Origin of the sequence: Burkholderia sp. MSMB1589WGS, from assembly GCF_001636105.1 — a bacterium.
GTDB lineage: Bacteria > Pseudomonadota > Gammaproteobacteria > Burkholderiales > Burkholderiaceae > Burkholderia > Burkholderia humptydooensis.
Map to the genome: position 1 here is coordinate 1 of NZ_LNJT01000005.1, position 17,968 is coordinate 17,968.

At 66.3% G+C, this 17,968-nt stretch carries 10 protein-coding genes and 9 pseudogenes; 8 read left to right on the plus strand and 11 right to left on the minus strand.

Annotated features, from left to right (window positions below):
* Positions 1-43 precede the first annotated feature (43 nt).
* A pseudogene (locus WT16_RS02260) lies at positions 44-387 on the minus strand (undecaprenyl-diphosphatase); the annotation flags it as partial.
* 467 nt (positions 388-854) lie between these two features.
* On the opposite strand from WT16_RS02260, the pseudogene WT16_RS02265 reads away from it, so the two are divergent.
* The 4 genes and pseudogenes from WT16_RS02265 to WT16_RS02280 all read left to right on the plus strand — a co-directional run bounded on the left by WT16_RS02265 (position 855) and on the right by WT16_RS02280 (position 4,205).
* Positions 855-1,594: pseudogene (locus WT16_RS02265) on the plus strand (acetoacetate decarboxylase).
* 46 nt (positions 1,595-1,640) lie between these two features.
* Entirely contained in the window at positions 1,641-2,426 is a 786-nt protein-coding gene (locus WT16_RS02270; protein WP_006028375.1) for a 3-hydroxybutyrate dehydrogenase, read from the plus strand.
* A complete protein-coding gene (locus WT16_RS02275) occupies positions 2,423-3,661 on the plus strand; it encodes a patatin-like phospholipase family protein (protein WP_015604053.1) in 1,239 nt (412 codons plus the stop codon). Before WT16_RS02270 ends, WT16_RS02275 begins: the two co-directional genes overlap by 4 nt.
* A 79-nt stretch (positions 3,662-3,740) precedes the next feature.
* Positions 3,741-4,205 (plus strand): hypothetical protein, encoded by a 465-nt coding sequence (locus WT16_RS02280; protein ID WP_006028373.1) that lies wholly within the window; start codon positions 3,741-3,743, stop codon positions 4,203-4,205.
* 313 nt (positions 4,206-4,518) lie between these two features.
* Here WT16_RS02280 and WT16_RS02285 read toward each other — a convergent pair whose 3' ends face one another.
* Together WT16_RS02285 and WT16_RS02290 are read right to left on the minus strand one after the other, a co-directional pair.
* Positions 4,519-5,196 carry an isoprenylcysteine carboxylmethyltransferase family protein gene (locus tag WT16_RS02285; RefSeq protein ID WP_063532625.1) on the minus strand — a complete coding sequence of 226 codons (678 nt, stop codon included), beginning with the start codon at positions 5,194-5,196 and terminating at the stop codon, positions 4,519-4,521.
* A gap of 51 nt (positions 5,197-5,247) precedes the next feature.
* Positions 5,248-6,161, minus strand: a pseudogene (locus tag WT16_RS02290) (LysR substrate-binding domain-containing protein).
* Positions 6,162-6,224: 63 nt separating this feature from the next.
* Between WT16_RS02290 and WT16_RS02295 the strand changes: the two are divergent.
* A pseudogene (locus tag WT16_RS02295) lies at positions 6,225-7,411 on the plus strand (tartrate dehydrogenase).
* A 129-nt stretch (positions 7,412-7,540) separates the two neighbouring features.
* A pseudogene (locus tag WT16_RS29950) lies at positions 7,541-7,949 on the plus strand (succinylglutamate desuccinylase); the annotation flags it as partial.
* 61 nt (positions 7,950-8,010) lie between these two features.
* Here the strand turns inward: WT16_RS29950 and WT16_RS02305 are convergent.
* A pseudogene (locus tag WT16_RS02305) lies at positions 8,011-8,186 on the minus strand (DUF1348 family protein); the annotation flags it as partial.
* Here WT16_RS02305 and WT16_RS02310 point away from each other — a divergent pair.
* Positions 8,182-8,598, plus strand: a pseudogene (locus WT16_RS02310) (hypothetical protein). The pseudogenes WT16_RS02305 and WT16_RS02310 sit on opposite strands and share 5 nt — an antisense overlap.
* Before the next feature lie 52 nt (positions 8,599-8,650).
* On the opposite strand, the gene ppx reads toward WT16_RS02310, so the two are convergent.
* The gene (ppx, locus tag WT16_RS02315; protein WP_006026358.1) at positions 8,651-10,165 is read right to left on the minus strand and encodes an exopolyphosphatase; all 1,515 of its coding nucleotides are present in this window, start codon (positions 10,163-10,165) and stop codon (positions 8,651-8,653) included.
* Between the two features lie 275 nt (positions 10,166-10,440).
* Here ppx and ppk1 point away from each other — a divergent pair, with 275 nt between their 5' ends.
* A complete protein-coding gene (ppk1, locus tag WT16_RS02320; protein ID WP_006026357.1) occupies positions 10,441-12,501 on the plus strand; it encodes a polyphosphate kinase 1 in 2,061 nt (686 codons plus the stop codon).
* Positions 12,502-12,611: 110 nt separating this feature from the next.
* Here ppk1 and phoR read toward each other — a convergent pair whose 3' ends face one another.
* The 6 genes and pseudogenes from phoR to pstC all read right to left on the minus strand — a co-directional run.
* Positions 12,612-13,922, minus strand: coding sequence for a phosphate regulon sensor histidine kinase PhoR (gene phoR, locus WT16_RS02325; protein ID WP_063532617.1), 1,311 nt, complete (start codon positions 13,920-13,922; stop codon positions 12,612-12,614).
* Between the two features lie 69 nt (positions 13,923-13,991).
* Positions 13,992-14,693 (minus strand): phosphate regulon transcriptional regulator PhoB, encoded by a 702-nt coding sequence (gene phoB, locus WT16_RS02330; RefSeq protein WP_009911934.1) that lies wholly within the window; start codon positions 14,691-14,693, stop codon positions 13,992-13,994.
* A 28-nt stretch (positions 14,694-14,721) separates the two neighbouring features.
* A pseudogene (phoU, locus tag WT16_RS02335) lies at positions 14,722-15,424 on the minus strand (phosphate signaling complex protein PhoU).
* A gap of 20 nt (positions 15,425-15,444) precedes the next feature.
* Positions 15,445-16,293 carry a phosphate ABC transporter ATP-binding protein PstB gene (gene pstB / locus WT16_RS02340; RefSeq protein ID WP_015602404.1) on the minus strand — a complete coding sequence of 283 codons (849 nt, stop codon included), beginning with the start codon at positions 16,291-16,293 and terminating at the stop codon, positions 15,445-15,447.
* A 15-nt stretch (positions 16,294-16,308) separates the two neighbouring features.
* The gene (gene pstA / locus WT16_RS02345; protein ID WP_009911933.1) at positions 16,309-17,202 is read right to left on the minus strand and encodes a phosphate ABC transporter permease PstA; all 894 of its coding nucleotides are present in this window, start codon (positions 17,200-17,202) and stop codon (positions 16,309-16,311) included.
* Positions 17,199-17,968, minus strand: a pseudogene (pstC, locus tag WT16_RS02350) (phosphate ABC transporter permease PstC); the annotation flags it as partial. The gene pstA and the pseudogene pstC, both read right to left, overlap by 4 nt.

The following is a 17,968-nucleotide window of genomic DNA, read 5'->3' on the forward strand; positions in this document are numbered from 1 at the left end:
GCGAGCGCGACGCCCGCCGGGCGCGTCGCGCGCGCGATCAGCAGCCCACCGCGACGCTGCAGACGAACGTCGTGTGATCGCTCGGAAAACGAGCCGTCCGGCGCGTGCGGAATCAGTTGCGCGCCGACGCGCGAGCACGAACGGCCGCGGCGAATACCAGAAATGGCCGATCACCTGCGCGAGCGCGAGCGCGATGCACGCGCCGACGCCCGCTTCGATCGCCTGGCGGCGCGTCGGGGCGCGCCCATCACCCCAGGTCAGCAACAGCAGCGCGGGCACCGCGTAAGACAAGCCAATCGGCGGCGAACACGCCAAAGCGTGCGGCGGCGAGATGCGGGGAGGACCCGCATTGAGCGCGGAAAAGACGGCGAGATTGAAGTTTTGCATGGGACTGAAACGGTAGCGAATCGAACGATGCCGGGTCACCGGTCCGCACGATGCTAGGACGCGCACGCTTAAGACAGGCTTAACCCGAAGCGCCGCGAGATCGAGAGGGAAATCGACAATTTCAACAACGCGACGCTTCGAGAACAGTCACGCCCCAAAAGTTCAATTGCGCGCGCCGCATGTCACCGCATCCGGTTTTCGGCCTGCGTTCACCCTCGTTTCACGGGTCCCGCAAATACTCACCGAAGCTCCCGAAAAGCCTCACCTTTGCGACTCGGCGCGGCAGCGATTTGTCTCCCATTACCCGCGATGCGCGTTCGTTACCGCCTCGGCAACATTGTCAATATTTGTCATTTCGTTGCCGCGAATTCCGCAATAATCTTTTCCAGTTGCGGCATCGCACAATCGATTCCTGGAAGCATACGATATCGGCACCCTGACCACGAAGCGATCAACAAGGAGTCCGCATGAAGCCAAGCCAAGTCCGATCGAAAGCATTCGCGATGCCGCTCACGAGCCCGGCATTCCCGATGGGCCCTTATCGTTTCGTCAATCGGGAATTCCTGATCATCACGTATCGCACCGACATGGACCGCCTGCGCGAAATCGTGCCGGAACCGCTCGAGGTCAAGGAGCCGCTCGTCCATTACGAATTCATCCGCATGCCCGATTCGACGGGCTTCGGCGATTACACCGAGAGCGGGCAGGTGATCCCCGTCGAATACAAGGGCCAGCCGGCGGCTATACGCTCGCGATGTATCTGAACGATCACCCGCCGATCGCGGGCGGCCGCGAATTGTGGGGATTCCCGAAGAAACTCGCGCAGCCGACGCTGGAAACGCACATCGACACGTTGCTCGGCACGCTCGACTACGGCCCCGTGCGCGTCGCGACGGGCACGATGGGCTACAAGCACCGGGAGCTCGATCTCGAAGAGCAGGCGAAGCGCCTCGGCGGCGCGAACTTCCTGCTGAAGATCATTCCGCACGTCGACGGCTCGGCGCGCGTGTGCGAGCTCGTGCGTTACTACCTGCAGGACATCAGCATGAAAGGCGCGTGGACGGGCCCCGCGTCGCTGCAACTCGCGCCGCATGCGCTCGCGCCCGTCGCCGATCTGCCGGTGCTCGAGATCGTCGAAGCGCGGCACCTGCTCGCCGATTTGACACTCGGCCTCGGCGAAGTCGTCTACGATTACCTCGCGCAGTAACGCGAGCCTCTTCGTTCCCTATCACTTTCTCGACAGGAATTCGATCATGAGCAATCTGAATGGCAAGACCGCCGTCGTGACGGGCGCAGCAAGCGGCATCGGCAAGGAAATCGCGCTGGAGCTCGCGCGCGCGGGCGCGGCGGTGGCGATCGCCGACCTGAATCAGGACGGCGCGAACGCGGTGGCCGGGCAGATCAGGCAGGCGGGCGGCCAGGCGATCGGCGTCGCGATGGACGTGACCAACGAGGACGCGGTCAACGCCGGCATCGACAAGGTGGCCGAGACGTTCGGCTCGGTCGACATCCTCGTGTCGAACGCGGGCATCCAGATCGTCAATCCGATCGAGAACTACGCGTTCGCCGACTGGAAGAAGATGCAGGCGATCCACGTCGACGGCGCGTTCCTGACGACGAAGGCCGCGCTCAAGCACATGTACAAGGACGATCGCGGCGGCGTGGTGATCTACATGGGCTCGGTGCACTCGCACGAGGCGTCGCCGCTGAAGTCGGCGTACGTGACGGCCAAGCACGGGCTGCTGGGCCTCGCGCGCGTGCTGGCGAAGGAAGGCGCGAAGCACAACGTGCGCTCGCATGTCGTGTGTCCGGGCTTCGTGCGCACGCCGCTCGTCGACAAGCAGATTCCGGAGCAGGCGAAGGAGCTGGGGATCAGCGAAGAGGACGTGGTGAAGAAGGTGATGCTCGGCCAGACGGTGGACGGCGTGTTCACGACGGTCGAGGACGTCGCGAAGACGGTGCTGTTCCTGTCGGCGTTCCCGAGCGCGGCGCTGACCGGCCAGTCGTTCGTCGTCAGCCACGGCTGGTTCATGCAATGAAGCCGCGCGCCCGCACCGAGAAGCAGGCGGTCGATCCGGCGGACCTGCACAACGAAGCAGGCGCGCCGCACGCGCTCGAGCATGCGCCCACGCCGTTCCACGATCTGCCGTACGAAACGATCGCGCTCGTGCTGCAAGGCGGCGGCGCGCTCGGCGCATATCAGGCGGGCGTGTTCGAGGGGCTGCACGAAGCGGGCATTCCGCTCGACTGGATCGCCGGCATCTCGATCGGCGCGCTGAACACCGCGCTGATCGCCGGCAATCCGCCCGAGCGGCGCGTCGAGCGGCTGCGCGAGTTCTGGAACACGATCTGCCAGCCCGCGTTCTTTCCCGCGCTGCCGGCGATGTTCGAGGCCGCGCTCTTCAACAGCCACGAATACGTGCGCACGTTCTTCACCGCGAGCCAGGCGGCGAGCGCGGTCGTGCAGGGACAGCGCGGCTTCTTCGTGCCGCGCTTCCCGCCGCCGCTGCCGGGCTCGGCGCATCCGCCGGAGAAGGTCAGCTATTACGACACGTCCGCGCTGCGCGCGACGCTGCTCAAGCTGTGCGACTTCGAGCGGATCAATTCGGGCGAGACGCGCGTGTCGGTCGGCGCGGTGAACGTCGGCACGGGCAACTTCATCTACTTCGACAACACGAAGACGACGCTGCGTCCCGAGCACTTCATGGCGTCGGGCGCGCTGCCGCCGGCGTTTCCGCCCGTCGAGATCGACGGCGAGTTCTACTGGGACGGCGGCATCGTGTCGAACACGCCGCTGATGGAGGTGCTGCGCGCGTCGCCGCGCCGCGACACGCTCGCGTTCCAGGTCGACCTGTGGAGCGCGCGCGGGCCGTTGCCCGAATCGATGAACGAAGTGACGGAGCGCACGAAGGACGTTCAGTATTCGAGCCGCACGCGCTTCGTTACCGATACGCTGCAGCGCGAGCAGCGCTTTCGCAACGTGCTGCGCCGCGTGCTCGATCAGGTGCCCGAAGCGATCCGCGAGAGCGATCCGTGGTGCCAGCAGGCCGAGACGCTGTCGTGCAGCAAGCGCTACAACGTCCAGCATCTGATCTATCAGCAGAAGGCTTACGAGCAGCACTACAAGGACTATCAGTTCGGCGCGTCGACGATGCGCGATCACTGGACCGCGGGCCTCGCGGACATCCGCAAGACGCTCGCGGTGAAGAACGGCCTCGCGCTGCCGGACAACGACGCAGGCTTCGTCACGCACGACATTCACCGGATTCGGTAAAGCTCGCCGCTCGCGGCCGGCGCGCGCCGGCCGTGCGTTTCGTTTCGACATTTCCCGTTTTGCCATTTCCCGCTTCGCCATGCCGATATTCGTCGTTCTGTTCGCGTTCGTCGCATTGATCTGGGGCGCAGTCCATACGTTTCACGCGATCGCCGCGCGCTTCGGCGACGCCGTTGCGATCGGCGCCGCCGCCGTCGCGGCCGGCGCGACCGCGGCGGTGATCGCGCGCTGGGTCCGGCGGCGGCGCGACATCGCGCCGAACGCGCGCGAAGACGGCTGGACGCACGTGCTGCAACGCGCATGGGGCGACCTGCGCGTCTCGGCGACGAAGGGGCTGCTGTGGCTGTCGCAGGACGGCGCCGACGGCCGCTACACGCTCACGGATCTGAGCGGCTGCCGCGCGCAGGCGCTCGATGGCCGCTGGTATCTCGTCGTCGCCGTGCGCGACGAGCGCCGCGCCGAGTGGACGCTGCCGATGGACGGCAAGCGCGACGCGCTGCGCTGGGAGCGCGTGCTGACGCTCGCGAAGCGACAGCGCCTGTGAGTGCGGCGAATGCCGCCTGTATCGCCGCAGGCTCGATCCGGCCGCGCGCCCGGTTTCATGGACGATCGGCGAGCCGCCGGCGGGGTCCGGACGGGTTTCGGACACCTTCGCGGCAGCTCCCGAAAAATCTCACCTTTGGGTGGAAAACGTGTCGACGCGGGCGGCCGGCGCGTTCGCGGAGCGAGCGTCGACGGTTGTTTCTTCAAGCCGCCGGACCGGACGGCGGCAGCATGCGCGGCCGCGCCGCCGTCGTTCGTCAGATCGTCACGCGCCCTTCGAGGTAGAGCAAGCGCCGTCGGCGGGCTTGGCGGCATCACCAGACGCGCGGCACGAGCCGCCAGCGCACGCGCTCGCAGTACGCGCGATAGCCGTCGAGATGCGCGCTCAGATAGCGTTCCTCGTCGACGAGCCGCACGACGACGCCTGCAGCGAGCACCGCGGCGAACGGCCAGGCCCATGTCGATTGAGCGGCGATCGGGCTCCCGAAAAATATCACCATTGCGCCGGAATACATCGGGTGGCGGACGAGACGATACGGGCCGGACGAGATCACTGTCTGATCGCGCGTCACCTCGACGGTGCTCGACGCGAAGCGATTCGCGCGCAGCACCGCAAAGCAGATCGCGAAGCCCGCGATCACGAGTGCATTGCCGAGTGCGACCGAGCGCCAGTCGACCGGCGTGTGCGCGACGCGCCATTCGGCGCCCATCGCGACGACGAGCCCGACGCTCGCCACGCTCACGACGCCGACGATGATCTTCTGGCTGAGCTCGCGCTCCGCTCGCACGCCGACGCGCATCCGGCTCTCGACGAGCGCCGGATCGTGCTTGAGGAAATGGAGCGCGAGCCAGGTCGTCGCGCCGGAGAACACGAGCCAGTAGATCCAGCCCTGCCAGTAACGCAGCGAGCCCGCCGACGCGAAGATCAGCACGGCGAGCGCCGCGACGAAACGCGCCTGCGCGCCGAGCACGCGCTTCGACAACGAGTCCATTGCGGGTTCCTCCGGGATGGGCAGTTAGTTGCAGATACACTCACCAAACGATTATCCGCCGTTCGCGCGCTCGTTCAGGTGCGCGAACGCGTCCGCGAGAAAATCGACGCACACGCGCACCTTCGCCGACGCCGCGAGCCGCGCCGGATACACGGCCCACATGTTCGCCGGCTGGAGCGCGTCCGGCAGCACGCGCTTGAGCTTGCCGCTCGCAAGCAGCGGCCCCGCCCCAGATCGAGCGCAGCACGATCCCGCGCCGGCGAGCGCCCACTGCACGGCGACCTCGCCGTGATTCGTCGACAGCGCGCCGCCAACCTTCACTGTCGACGTCTCGCCGCGCACCGTGAGCCGCCATACGCCGAACGGATGATCGCGCTCCTTGATCGCGAGGCACTGATGCGCGGCGAGATCCGCGAGCTGGCGCGGCGTGCCGTGTCGCGCGAGATAGCCGGGCGACGCGCACAGCACCCGGTAGTTCGTCGCGAGCCGCTTCGCGATCAGGTGATCGGCAATTTCGTCGCCGATCCGGATGTCGAGGTCGAAGCCTTCGCCCGCCACATCGACGAGCCGGTCGAACAGATCGAGCCGCACGTTCAGTTGCGGATAGCGTTCGTTGAAGTCGAGCAGCGCGGCGCGAGCACGTGCCGGCCGAAGCCGAAGCTGCTCGAAATCCGCAGCGTGCCGCGCGGCACGCTGCGAGTGGTCGACACGTCTTCGACGAGATGGTCGACGTCGTCGAGGATCTTCTCGGTCCATGCATAGACGCGCTCGCCCGCTTCCGTCACCGCGACGCGGCGCGTCGAGCGATGCAGGAGCCGCGTGCCGAGTTGCTTTTCGAGCAGCGCGACGCGCTTGCTGACGTACGCGGGCGACACCGCGAGCTGCTCGGCGGCCGCGCTGAAGCTCGCGAGCCGCACGACGACGCTGAACACGCGCAGGTCATCGAGGTTCGGGGAATTGTTCACGATGCGTGGAAAGTCGATTAACCGAATGGCCGATTTTAATCCTTCCAGAAATAAATAGAATGCATGGATCGACGATCGCGCAAGCCCCGCGCGATCGCCTCCTTGATGCCGCGCGCGCCCGGCTCGGCCGATGCGCGCGGCAGGACACGAGATGAGGAAGCCAGCATGAGCGACAAGGTGTACAAGATCGCCGTCATCCCCGGCGACGGGATCGGCGTGGAAGTGATGCCCGAAGGGCTGCGCGCGCTCGACGCGGTGAGCCGCCGCTTCGGCCTGCGCTTCGAATACGAACCGATCGAATGGGCAAGCTGCGACTACTACGCGAAGCACGGTCAGATGATGCCGGACGACTGGAAGACGCAACTTTCCGGCATGGACGCGCTGCTGTTCGGCGCGGTGGGCTGGCCCGAGACGGTGCCCGATCACGTTTCGCTGTGGGGATCGCTGATCAAATTCCGGCGCGAGTTCGATCAATACGTGAACCTGCGTCCCGCGCGCCTGTTCGACGGCGTGCCGTGCCCGCTCGCCGGCCGCCAGGCGGGCGACATCGATTTCATGATCGTGCGCGAGAACACCGAGGGCGAATACTCGGCCGTCGGCGGCGCGATGTTCGAGGGCACCGATCGCGAGTTCGTCGTCCAGCAGGCGGTGTTCACGCGGCACGGCACCGAACGCGTGATGAAGTTCGCGTTCGAGCTCGCGCAGCGCCGCGCGAAGCAGCTCACCGTCGCGACGAAGAGCAACGGCATCGCGATCAGCATGCCGTGGTGGGACGCGCGCGCCGCCGAGATGGCCGCGCGCTATCCGGACGTCGCGTGGGACAAGCAGCACATCGACATCCTGTGCGCGCGCTTCGTGATGCAGCCGGAGCGCTTCGACGTCGTCGTCGCGTCGAACCTGTTCGGCGACATCCTGTCCGATCTCGGCCCCGCATGCACCGGTACGATCGGCATCGCGCCGTCGGCGAACCTGAACCCGGAGCGCCGGTTTCCGTCGCTGTTCGAGCCGGTGCACGGCTCCGCGCCGGACATCGCGGGCAAGCACGTGGCGAACCCGATCGCGATGATCTGGTCGGCCGCGATGATGGTCGATTTCCTCGGCGAGGGCGCGGCCCCGCCCGTGAGGCGCATGATGCGATCGTCGCCGCGATCGAGCACGTGCTGAAGCACGGCCCGCGCACGCGCGACATGGGCGGCCAGGCATCGACGAGCGAAGTGGGCGACGCGATCGTCGCGCACCTGCTCGGCTGATCGGCTGCTCGGCTGGTCGCTGATCGCCCGCGTTCGACGTGATCGCCGAAGCCGCCGACAACAGCGACGACGACGCGCTTCCGACGTAAAGGCGCGCGGCATTTTCCCCGACTCCCGAAAAAGCTCACCATGGCCGAATCGGCTCCCGTATTTCCTCACTATTCGATCGAGGTCGACTTTCCGGACCTCGATGCGCATCGCATCGGCAACGCCGGCGTCGATTACGTGCATCGCTTCGATTCGGGCGTGCCCGGCCCGCACGTGATGATCAACGCGCTCACGCACGGCAACGAAGCGTGCGGCGCGATCGTCGTCGATGCGTTGCTGTCGCGTGTGGACGCCCGCCGTGCTCGACGATCTGTCGAAGCACTCGGTCGAACTCGATCGTGCGCGCGCGATCCGGCCGTTCGTCGACGAGGTCGACTGGCTGCTCGATCTGCATTCGATGCACGAGCGCAGCGCGCCGCTGATCGTCGCGGGCCCGCTCGACAAGGGCACGGCGCTCGCGCTGCAGATCGGTGCGCCGGCAACCGTGATGCACGGCGAAACAGCGCTTCGCCGTTGCAGGCGGCGCGATGCTTTACGCAACCCTCCGCCGATCAGAGCCCGAGATCCGACAGGCCCGGATGGTCATCGGGCCGGCGGCCGAGCGGCCAGTGGAACAGGCGATCCGCTTCGCGGATCGGCATGTCGTTGATGCATGCATGGCGATGCGCCATCAGGCCGTTTTCGTCGAATGCCCAGTTTTCGTTGCGTATGAGCGGAACCAGTTGCCGCGTCGTCGTCCGATTGCGACGCTTGCGACCGCGTCGTCCGTACGCCGATTCACAAGCGCTCGACGCCGCACTCGACTGCTCATCGACAGGCACGCGTTCGTCGCGCGGCTCGTCGCCAGCGGCGCGATCCGCTCGCAGCCGATGCACGTCGAAGCGAACTCGATGAATGCGTTCCGCACGAACCGTTCGCTGACCGCCTACGGTTTCCCGATCTACGTCGTGCTCGGCTATCAGGAGAACGACCCGCTCTTCACGCATGGCGACGGCGAGCCGATCGGCGACTGGGCATATGGCGTCGTCGTCCGGGGCTCGATGCAAGCGGTGGAGGCGAAGGTGCGCGAGGCGGGCAGCCGGGCGGTCGTCAAGGATGCGTTTCCGTTTCTGACGGCGATCGTCTGCACGTCGCCGTGAGCGCGCCGGCATACGACGGCCGACAGCCCAATGCGCGGGCGGCACAACCGGATCACGCGCCCGTATAGACGACGCGATACGGAATGCCGACCTTCTCCCACTCGGCAGCCTCCTGACTGAGGCTGTAGTCGGTGAGCGGATTCTGCTGGACCCACGCGCTCGGCAGGTGCACCTCGTAGCCGCCCTTTTTCATCTGCGCGACGCTGATGTCGGGCAGGCCGGCGTCGTTCCGGCGCCGGCACAGCAGCGACGCGAGGCGCAGGCAGAACAGCAGCGGCCATTCGACTTCGCGCGACTGCGACAGCTTGCCGAGCTTGCCCGCGTGCCCGAGCACGAGCGCGGCGAGCCGCGCCTGGTCGGTGCGCGAGAAACCCGGCATGTCGGCGTTGCTCGCGATGTACGCCGAATGCTTGTGGTACGCGCTGTGCGAAATCGACAGCCCGATCTCGTGCAACGCGGCCGCCCAGCCGAGGAACGTGCGGCTTTCGTCGCGAGCCTCGCCTTCGGGCTCGTCGAGCTGGTCGTAGAAACGCGCGGCGAGCGCGCCGATGCGCGCCGCCTGCGCGCGATCGACGCCGTAGCGGCGCGTGAAGCCGTCGACCGTCACCGCGCGCATGTCCTCGTGCTGCGTGCGGCCGAGCAGGTCGTACAGCACGCCCAGGCGCAGCGCGCCGTCCGTCGTGTCGACGTAGTCGATGCCGAGCTCCTCGAACACCGCGAGCATGATCGACAGGCCGCCCGCGAGCACCGGCACGCGATCGGGCTTCAGCGCGACGAGCTTCAGCCGGTTCACGTTCTCGGCCTTGATGAGCGCGCGCTTCAGGCGCTCGAGCCCGCCGCGCGAGATGCCGTGCGACACGCCCGCGTCGTTGAAGCCGTTCGCCTCGACGAGCTCCGCGAGCGCGCGCGCGGTGCCGGACGAGCCGATCGCCTGATCCCACCCCGCCTTCTTGTATTCGCCGGAAATGATCTGGATTTCGCGCTTCGCGGCGAGCTCGGCCTGGCGCATCGTGTATTCGTCCACGTTGCCGGCCGGAAAGAACGCGCGGCTGTGACTCACGCAGCCAATGTAGAGGCTCTCCATCACGAGCGGCATGTAGTGCTGGCCGATGATGAACTCGGTCGAGCCGCCGCCGATGTCGACGACGAGCCGCTTGCCGGTGTTCGCCGGCACCGAGTGCGCGGCGCCCGCATAGATGAGGCGCGCTTCCTCGCGGCCCGCGATCACCTCGATCGGAAAGCCGAGCGCCGCCTCCGCCTCGGCGAGAAACTCGCCGGCGTTCTTCGCGACCCGCAGCGTATTGGTCGCGACCGCGCGCACGTGATCGGGATGAAAATCGCGCAACCGCTCGCCGAAGCGCTTGAGCGCCTCCCACCCGCGCTCCTGCGACGCGCGATCGAGCATCTTGTCGCGGGACAGGCCCGCCGCGAGCCGCACGGGCTCGCGCAGCGCGTCGACGGGATAGATCTGGCTGCCGGCGGGCGTCTCCTCGACGCGCCCGACAATGAGCCGGAAGCTGTTCGAGCCGAGATCGACGGCAGCCAGTAGATGCGGGGATGTAACCATCGAGGGGGCTCCGTTCTCGCCTGGTGCGCGCAGGCGATGCTGCGCGTACCGAAAAGATCAAAGGCGCCATTTTAAGCGCTGCGCGCCTTCCGGTGTCGGCCGCGAGCCGGCCGACACATGCTTTCATTGTATCCAGAGGACGCTTTTATGAAATCCCAGGTTTTCGAGCGTATGATTTGCCGATAAACATCAAACTGTCATCAGCACGTCATCGCACCGTGAGAATTTCCGAGCGACCTTTCGAGTCTGCGCCTGACCTTCCGTATTCTCTGCCGATGTCCCTTCGTTATCCGCTTCTGAATCGCGAGCTCGGCATCCTCGGCTTCAACGAGCGCGTGCTCGCCCAAGCCGCCGATCCGCACGTCCCGCTCCTCGAACGCCTGCGCTTCATCTGCATCACGAGCAGCAACCTCGACGAATTCTTCGAAGTCCGGATGGCCGGCCTTCAGGAGCAGATGCGCGACAATCCGGGCGCGCTCGCGCCGGACGGCATGTCGCTGCAGCATGTGTACGACCTCGTCGTCGAGCGCGCGCAGCGGCTCGTGCACCGGCAGTACACGATGCTGCACGAAACGATCCTGCCCGCGCTCGAACAGGAAGGCATCTATTTTCACGGCACCGAGACATGGAGCGACGCGCAGATCGAATGGGCGCGCCGCTATTTCTTCGACGAGCTGCTGCCCGTTCTCACGCCGATCGGCCTCGATCCCGCGCATCCGTTCCCGCGCGTGCTGAACAAGAGCCTGAACTTCGTGATCGAGCTCGAAGGCCGCGACGCGTTCGGCCGTCAGGCGGTGATGGGCATCGTGCAGGCGCCGCGCGCGCTGCCGCGCCTCGTGCGCGTGCCGCAGGAACTGTCGGGCTTTCAGCACGGCTTCGTGCTGCTGAGCTCGCTGATGCAGCGCTTCGTCGGCGAGCTGTTTCCGAAGCTCGTCGTCAAGAGCTGCAACCAGTTTCGGATCACGCGCAACAGCGAGCTCTTCGTCGACGAGGACGAAATCACGAACCTGCGCGTCGCGCTGCAGGGCGAGCTGCCCGCGCGCCATCTCGGCAATGCGGTGCGGCTCGAGGTGTCGGCCGACACGCCGCCGCATCTCGTGCGGCGCCTGCTCGACGAAAGCGGCCTGACCGAGAAGGATTGCTATCGCGTCGACGGCCCCGTCAATCTCGTGCGGCTGATGCAGTTGCCGGATCTCGTCGACCTGCCCGAGCTCAAGTTCACGCCATTCCTGCCGGCGATCCCGCCCGCGGTCGCGAACGCGCCGTCGATGTTCGACGCGATCGATCGCGGCGACATCCTGCTGCACCACCCATACGAGAGCTTCCAGCCGGTGCTCGAACTGCTGCAGCAGGCGGCGCGGGACCCGAGCGTCGTCGCGATCAAGCAGACGATCTACCGCACGGGCACCGATTCGCCGCTGATGGACGCGCTGATGGAAGCCGCGCGCAACGGCAAGGAAGTGACGGTCGTGGTCGAGCTGCTCGCGCGCTTCGACGAGGAGACGAACATCAACTGGGCCGCGCAGCTCGAATCGGTGGGCGCGCACGTCGTGTACGGCGTCGTCGGCCACAAGTGCCACGCGAAGATGATGCTGATCGTGCGCCGCGTGACGCAAGGCGGCAAATCAATGCTGCGCCGCTACGCGCACCTCGGCACCGGCAACTATCATCCACGCACCGCGCGCGTCTACACCGACTTCGGATTGATGACGTCGGAGCCCACGATCTGCGAGGACGTGCATCACGTGTTCCAGCAATTGACGGGCATCGGCGGCGAGCTGAAGCTGCACGAGATGTGGCAATCGCCGTTCACGCTGCACCCGCGGCTGATCGAGCACATCCGCGCGGAAGCCGGGAACGCGCGCGCCGGCAAGCGGGCACGGATCGTGGCGAAGATGAACGCGCTGCTCGAGCCGACCGTGATCGCCGAGCTCTACGAGGCGTCGCAAGCCGGCGTGAAGGTCGACCTGATCGTGCGCGGCGTCTGCGCGCTGCAGCCCGGCGTGCCGGGGCTGTCGGAGAACATCACGGTGCGCTCGATCGTCGGGCGCTTTCTCGAGCACCATCGGATCTATTACTTCCACGCGGACGGTGAAGAGCTCGTCTATCTGTCGAGCGCCGACTGGATGGATCGGAATCTGTTCCGTCGTGTCGAAGTCGCGTTCCCGGTGCGCGAGCGCAAGTTGAAGCGCCGCGTGATCGCAGAAGGGCTGTCGGTGTTCCTCGGCGACAACCAGTCCGCGTGGCTCATGCAGAGCGACGGCCACTATCGCCGCCGCCGCGCGGGCAAGGCGCCGCGCAACGCACAGCTCGGGCTCCTCGCGAAATTCTGCTGACGGCGGCGGCGCGGCGCGTTTTCCGCCGAGTCGAAAACCGTTGACGGAGAAGCACGACACCCTCCGGCGCGGCGCAGGCGTCGAGCGCACCGCGCCGCACGCGCGTCACGTCACGCCGCATGCCGCCGGCTGATCGTCCGATGCGCGGGAAAGCGCGCGGCAAACGTGCTGCCGCGCCCTTCCTCGCTCTGGATCGCCAGTTGCGCATCGTGCCGTTGCAGCACGTGCTTGACGATCGCGAGCCCGAGCCCCGTGCCGCCCGTGTCGCGCGAGCGGCTGCGATCGACGCGGTAGAACCGCTCGGTGAGCCGCGGCAGATCGGCGACCGGGATGCCGAGCCCGCTGTCCGTGACCGAGAACACCGCCTGCGCGCCGTCACGCCGCCATTCGACGCGAATCGTCCCGCCCTCCGGCGTATAGCGGATCGCATTCGTCACGAGATTGCCGAGCGCGCTGAAGATCTCGGTCTGCGCGCCCGTCACCGCGAGCGTCTCGTCGACCTTGAACGTGATCTCGTGATGCCCGTTCGACAGCGTCTGCGCATCGTCCTTCAGGTGATCGAGCACCGTGCGCATGTCGACCGCGCGATCGGCAGGCGGCTTGCCTTCGCCCTCGAGCTTCGCGAGCACGAGCAGATCGGTGACGATGTGCCGCATCCGCGACGCCTGCTGCTCCATCAGCTCCAGATAGCGCGCGCGCTCGTCGTCGGACAGCGGCAGCTCGCGCATCGTCTCGAGAAAGCCCGACAGCACGGTGAGCGGCGTCTTCAGCTCGTGCGACACGTTCGCGACGAAGTCGCGCCGCATCGCGTCGGTGCGCTCGAGCTCGGTGATGTCCTGCGTGAGCAGCAGCTTGCGATTCTCGCCGTATGGAAACACCTGCACGGCGAGCACGTTCTGCCGGTTGCCGCCCATGCCGCGCATCACGAGCGTCTCGTCGTAATGCTGGCCGTTCAGGTAGCGGACGAAATCCGGATGGCGGACGAGATGCGTGATGTGCTGGCGCAGGTCGCGCTTCGTGTCGAGTCCGAAGTGCACTTCGGCGATCGCGTTGCACCACTCGATCTGATCGCGGTCGTCGAGCATCGCGACGCCGTTCGGCGACGCCTGGATCGCCTGGATGAAGCGCGAATGCTGCTGCTCGACCTGGCGCACCTGCGCGTGCCATTGCTTCGCGAGCTTGTGCAGCCGGTAATAGATCTCGCCCCAGATGCCCGGCGCGCTCGGCACTTCTCCGTAGACGGGCGCATCGAGCAGGCGCCAGAGGCGCTGCGTGTGAAACGTGCTGACGAAGCCCTGCACGACGAGCATCGCGAGCGCGAAAACGAGGCCCGGCACGGGGCCCGCGATTGCGCCGATGATCGCGCTGACGAGCGCGAGCAAGACGAGCGACACCAGAAAGCGCGCCCAGATGATGTTCATGATACGGCGCCCGACGAAAGAGGAAAACGATGGCACGCTGCGGCGCGGCTCCCTCGCGCCGCGCGCCCGTTACGCGTGTTTCGCGAGCCGGTAGCCGCTGCCGCGCACGGTTTCGATCATAGCATCGCAGCCGGCCGGCTTGAGCGCGGCGCGCAGCCGCTTGATGTGCACGTCGACCGTGCGCTCCTCGACGAACACGTGGTCGCCCCAGACCTGGTCGAGCAACTGCGTGCGGCTGTGGACGCGCTCCGGATGGGTCATGAAGAAATGCAGCAGGCGGAACTCTGTCGGGCCGAGATCGAGCTTGATCTCGCTGCCGTCCCCCTGCGCGGCGACGCGATGCGTCGCCGGGTCGAGCCGCAGCCCGTTGATCGACACGACGTCCTCGGTCAGTTGCGGCGCGCGACGCCGCAGCACTGCCTTGATCCGCGCCATCAGCTCCTTCGGCGAGAACGGCTTCGTCACGTAGTCGTCCGCGCCGATCTCGAGGCCGAGCACCTTGTCCTGCTCGTCGCCGCGCGCGGTCAGCATGATGATCGGGATGTGCTTCGTGCGCTCGTTGTTGCGCAGGTCGCGCGCGAATGCGATGCCCGACTTGCCCGGCAGCATCCAGTCGAGCAGCACCAGATCGGGCAGCACGTCGCTGATCAGGCTCTGCGCCTGCTCCGCGTTGTAAGCGCGAATCGGGCAATGTCCCGCGTGTTGCAGGTTCACCGAAATCAATTCGGAAATCGCGGGCTCATCTTCGATGACGAGAATGTTGCTGGGCATCGGCACCTCGGTCCGTCCTTGTCGGCAGTTAGCTATTGGCTTCGCGATCGAGCAGGTCGCGCGGCTGGTGCCGCACGTCGGTGCCCTTCACGATGTAGATGATGAATTCGGCGATGTTCTTCGCGTGATCGCCGATCCGCTCGATCGCCTTCGCGATGAACAGATAATCGAGGCCGACCGAGATCGTCCGCGGATCTTCCTGCATGTACGATACGAGCTTGCGCACGAACGCACGGAATTCCTGGTCGATCTCCTTGTCGTCCTTGACGATCTGCGCGGCGGCGACGGTATCGAGGCGCGCGAACGCATCGAGCGCGCGGCGCAGGATCGTGACCGCCATGTCGCCCGACACCTTGATCTCGGCGATGTTCACGCCGCGCGCGGCGGGCTCGTCGACGAGACGGCGCACGCGCTTCGCGATCTTCTCGGCCTCGTCGCCCGCGCTCGAGGTTCGTGATCGTCTTCGAGATCGACATCAGGAGACGCAGGTCGCGTGCGGCCGGCTGCCGGCGCGCGATGATGTTGCCGCACTCCTCGTCGATCTCGACTTCCATGTGATTGAGGCGCTCCTCCGTCTCGATCACGCGCTCGGCCGCGTTGCGGTCGAACTCGTTCAGCGCATGCATCGCTTCGGTGATCTGCGCCTCGACGAGGCCGCCCATTTCGAGCACCTTCGACGACACCGCGTTGAGATCGGCGTCGAACTGGCTCGACAGATGTTTATCCGACATTGTTGCCCTCCGTCACCCGGTCAGCCGAAGCGGCCCGTGATGTAGTCTTCCGTTTCCTTGCGCACCGGCTTGATGAAGATCTTCTCCGTTTCGCCGAACTCGATCAGCTCACCGAGATACATGTACGCGGTGTAGTCCGAGCAGCGCGCCGCCTGCTGCATGTTGTGCGTGACGATGACGACCGTGTAGTCGCTCTTGAGCTCCGCGATCAGCTCTTCGATGCGGCCCGTCGAGATCGGATCGAGCGCCGAGCACGGCTCGTCGAGGAGCAGCACCTCGGGCCGGATCGCGATGCCGCGCGCGATGCAAAGACGCTGCTGCTGGCCGCCCGACAGGCCGTAGCCGCTCTGGCCCAGCTTGTCCTTCACTTCGTTCCAGAGCGCCGCCTTCGTGAGCGCCCATTCGACGCGGTCGTCCATCTCCGAGCGCGTAAGCCGCTCGAACATCTTCACGCCGAACGCGATGTTGTCGTAGATCGACATCGGGAACGGCGTCGGCTTCTGGAACACCATGCCGATGCGCGCGCGCAAGAGCGAGATGTCGAGCTTCGACTGCAGCAGGTTCTCGCCGTCCATCACGATCTCGCCTTCCGCGCGCTGCTCCGGGTAGAGCGCGTACATCTTGTTGAACGTGCGCAGGAGCGTCGACTTGCCGCAGCCCGACGGGCCGATGAACGCCGTCACCTTCCCCTCGGGAATGCTCAGGTTGATGTTCTTCAGCGCGTGGAAATTGTTGTAGAAGAAGTTCAGGTTCTTGACTTCGATCTTCGCGTTGAGCGGCGCGAGCGGACGCTGCCCCGCCGCCGCGCCGACGCCGGCCGGACCCGTGGCGAGTTTCGAGGGATCGAGGTGGCTTTCTGCCATGTTCATCGGATTGCTCCGCCGTTACTTTTTCGAGAAGACCGAGCGCGCGAGGATATTGAGTCCCAGCACCCCGAGCGTAATCAGGAACACGCCCGCCCATGCGAGCGACTGCCATTCCGCAAACGGGCTCATCGCGAACTTGAAGATCGTGACGGGCAGGTTCGCCATCGGCTGGTTCATGTCGACCGAGAAGAACTGGTTCGACAGCGCGGTGAAGAGGAGCGGCGCGGTTTCGCCGGCAATCCGCGCGACCGCGAGCAGCACGCCCGTGATGATCCCGCCCACCGACGCGCGCAGCGTGATCTTCAGGATCATCCGCCACTTCGGCGTGCCGAGCGCGAAGGCAGCCTCGCGCAGCGCATTCGGCACGAGCTTCAGCATGTTCTCGGTCGTGCGGATCACGATCGGGATCTGCAGCAGCGCGAGCGCGATCACGCCCGCCCAGCCGCTGAAGTGGCCGGATTTCGCGACGACGAGCGCGTACACGAACAGACCGACGACGATCGACGGCGCCGACAGCAGGATGTCGTTGATGAAGCGCATCACGCTCGCGAGCCAGCTCTTCTGGCCGTACTCGGCGAGATAGACGCCCGCGAGAATGCCGATCGGCGTGCCGACGAACGTCGCAAGCGCGACGAGCAGCAGGCTGCCGACGATCGCGTTCGCGAGCCCGCCGCCCGCCGTGTTGGGCGGCGGCGTCGATTCGCTGAAGAGCGTGAGCGACAGCCCGTCGATCCCCAGATGCAGCGTCGTGTAGAGAATCCAGACGAGCCAGAGCAGGCCGAACGCCATCGCGGCGAGCGACGCGGTCAGCGCGATCACGTTGGTCGCCTTGCGGCGGCGCTGCAATCGCGCGCGCATCGCGTCGAGCACGGCGCCGTCCGGACCCGGCATGTTGACGATCGGCGCGCTCATTTGCGGCCCTCCCCGCGTTCGAGGCGCAGCAGCATCAGCTTCGAGATCGCGAGCACGATGAACGTGATCACGAACAGGATCAGGCCGAGCTCCATGAGCGCGGACGTGTGCAGCCCCGGCGCCGCTTCGGCGAATTCGTTCGCGAGCGCCGACGTGATGCTGTTGCCGGGCGAGTACAGCGACACGTTGTCGAGCAGGTTCGTATTGCCGATCACGAACGTGACGGCCATCGTCTCGCCGAGCGCGCGGCCGAGGCCGAGCATCACGCCGCCGATCACGCCCGTCTTCGTGTAGGGCAGCACGATCTTCCACATCACTTCCCAGGTCGTGCAGCCGATGCCGTATGCGGACTCCTTCAGCAGCACGGGCGTCACCTCGAACACGTCGCGCATCACCGATGCGATGTACGGAATGATCATGATCGCGAGAATCACGCCGGCGGACAGGATGCCGATGCCGATCGGCGGCCCTGGAACAGCGCGCCGATGACCGGAATCGGGCTCAGCAGCGCGCCGATGGGCTTCTGGAAATACGTCGCGAAGATCGGCGCGAACACGAGGAGCCCCCACATCCCGTAGACGATCGACGGGATCGCGGCGAGCAGTTCGATCGCGACGCCGAGCGGCCGGCGCAGCCAGACGGGCGCGAGCTCGGTGAGAAAGAGCGCGATGCCGAAGCTCACGGGCACCGCGATGACGAGCGCGATGATCGACGTGACGACGGTCCCGTAGATCGGCACGAGCGCGCCGTATGTATCCGAATTGGG

Bases quoted from the DNA above. Each gene is read 5' to 3' on its own strand.
- WT16_RS02270 (WP_006028375.1), top strand. From the start codon at position 1,641: ATGAGCAATCTGAATGGCAAGACCGCCGTCGTGACGGGCGCAGCAAGC.
- WT16_RS02275 (WP_015604053.1), top strand. From the start codon at position 2,423: ATGAAGCCGCGCGCCCGCACCGAGAAGCAGGCGGTCGATCCGGCGGAC.
- WT16_RS02280 (WP_006028373.1), top strand. From the start codon at position 3,741: ATGCCGATATTCGTCGTTCTGTTCGCGTTCGTCGCATTGATCTGGGGC.
- WT16_RS02285 (WP_063532625.1), bottom strand. From the start codon at position 5,196: ATGGACTCGTTGTCGAAGCGCGTGCTCGGCGCGCAGGCGCGTTTCGTC.
- ppx (WP_006026358.1), bottom strand. From the start codon at position 10,165: ATGGTTACATCCCCGCATCTACTGGCTGCCGTCGATCTCGGCTCGAAC.
- ppk1 (WP_006026357.1), top strand. From the start codon at position 10,441: ATGTCCCTTCGTTATCCGCTTCTGAATCGCGAGCTCGGCATCCTCGGC.
- phoR (WP_063532617.1), bottom strand. From the start codon at position 13,922: ATGAACATCATCTGGGCGCGCTTTCTGGTGTCGCTCGTCTTGCTCGCG.
- phoB (WP_009911934.1), bottom strand. From the start codon at position 14,693: ATGCCCAGCAACATTCTCGTCATCGAAGATGAGCCCGCGATTTCCGAA.
- pstB (WP_015602404.1), bottom strand. From the start codon at position 16,293: ATGAACATGGCAGAAAGCCACCTCGATCCCTCGAAACTCGCCACGGGT.
- pstA (WP_009911933.1), bottom strand. From the start codon at position 17,202: ATGAGCGCGCCGATCGTCAACATGCCGGGTCCGGACGGCGCCGTGCTC.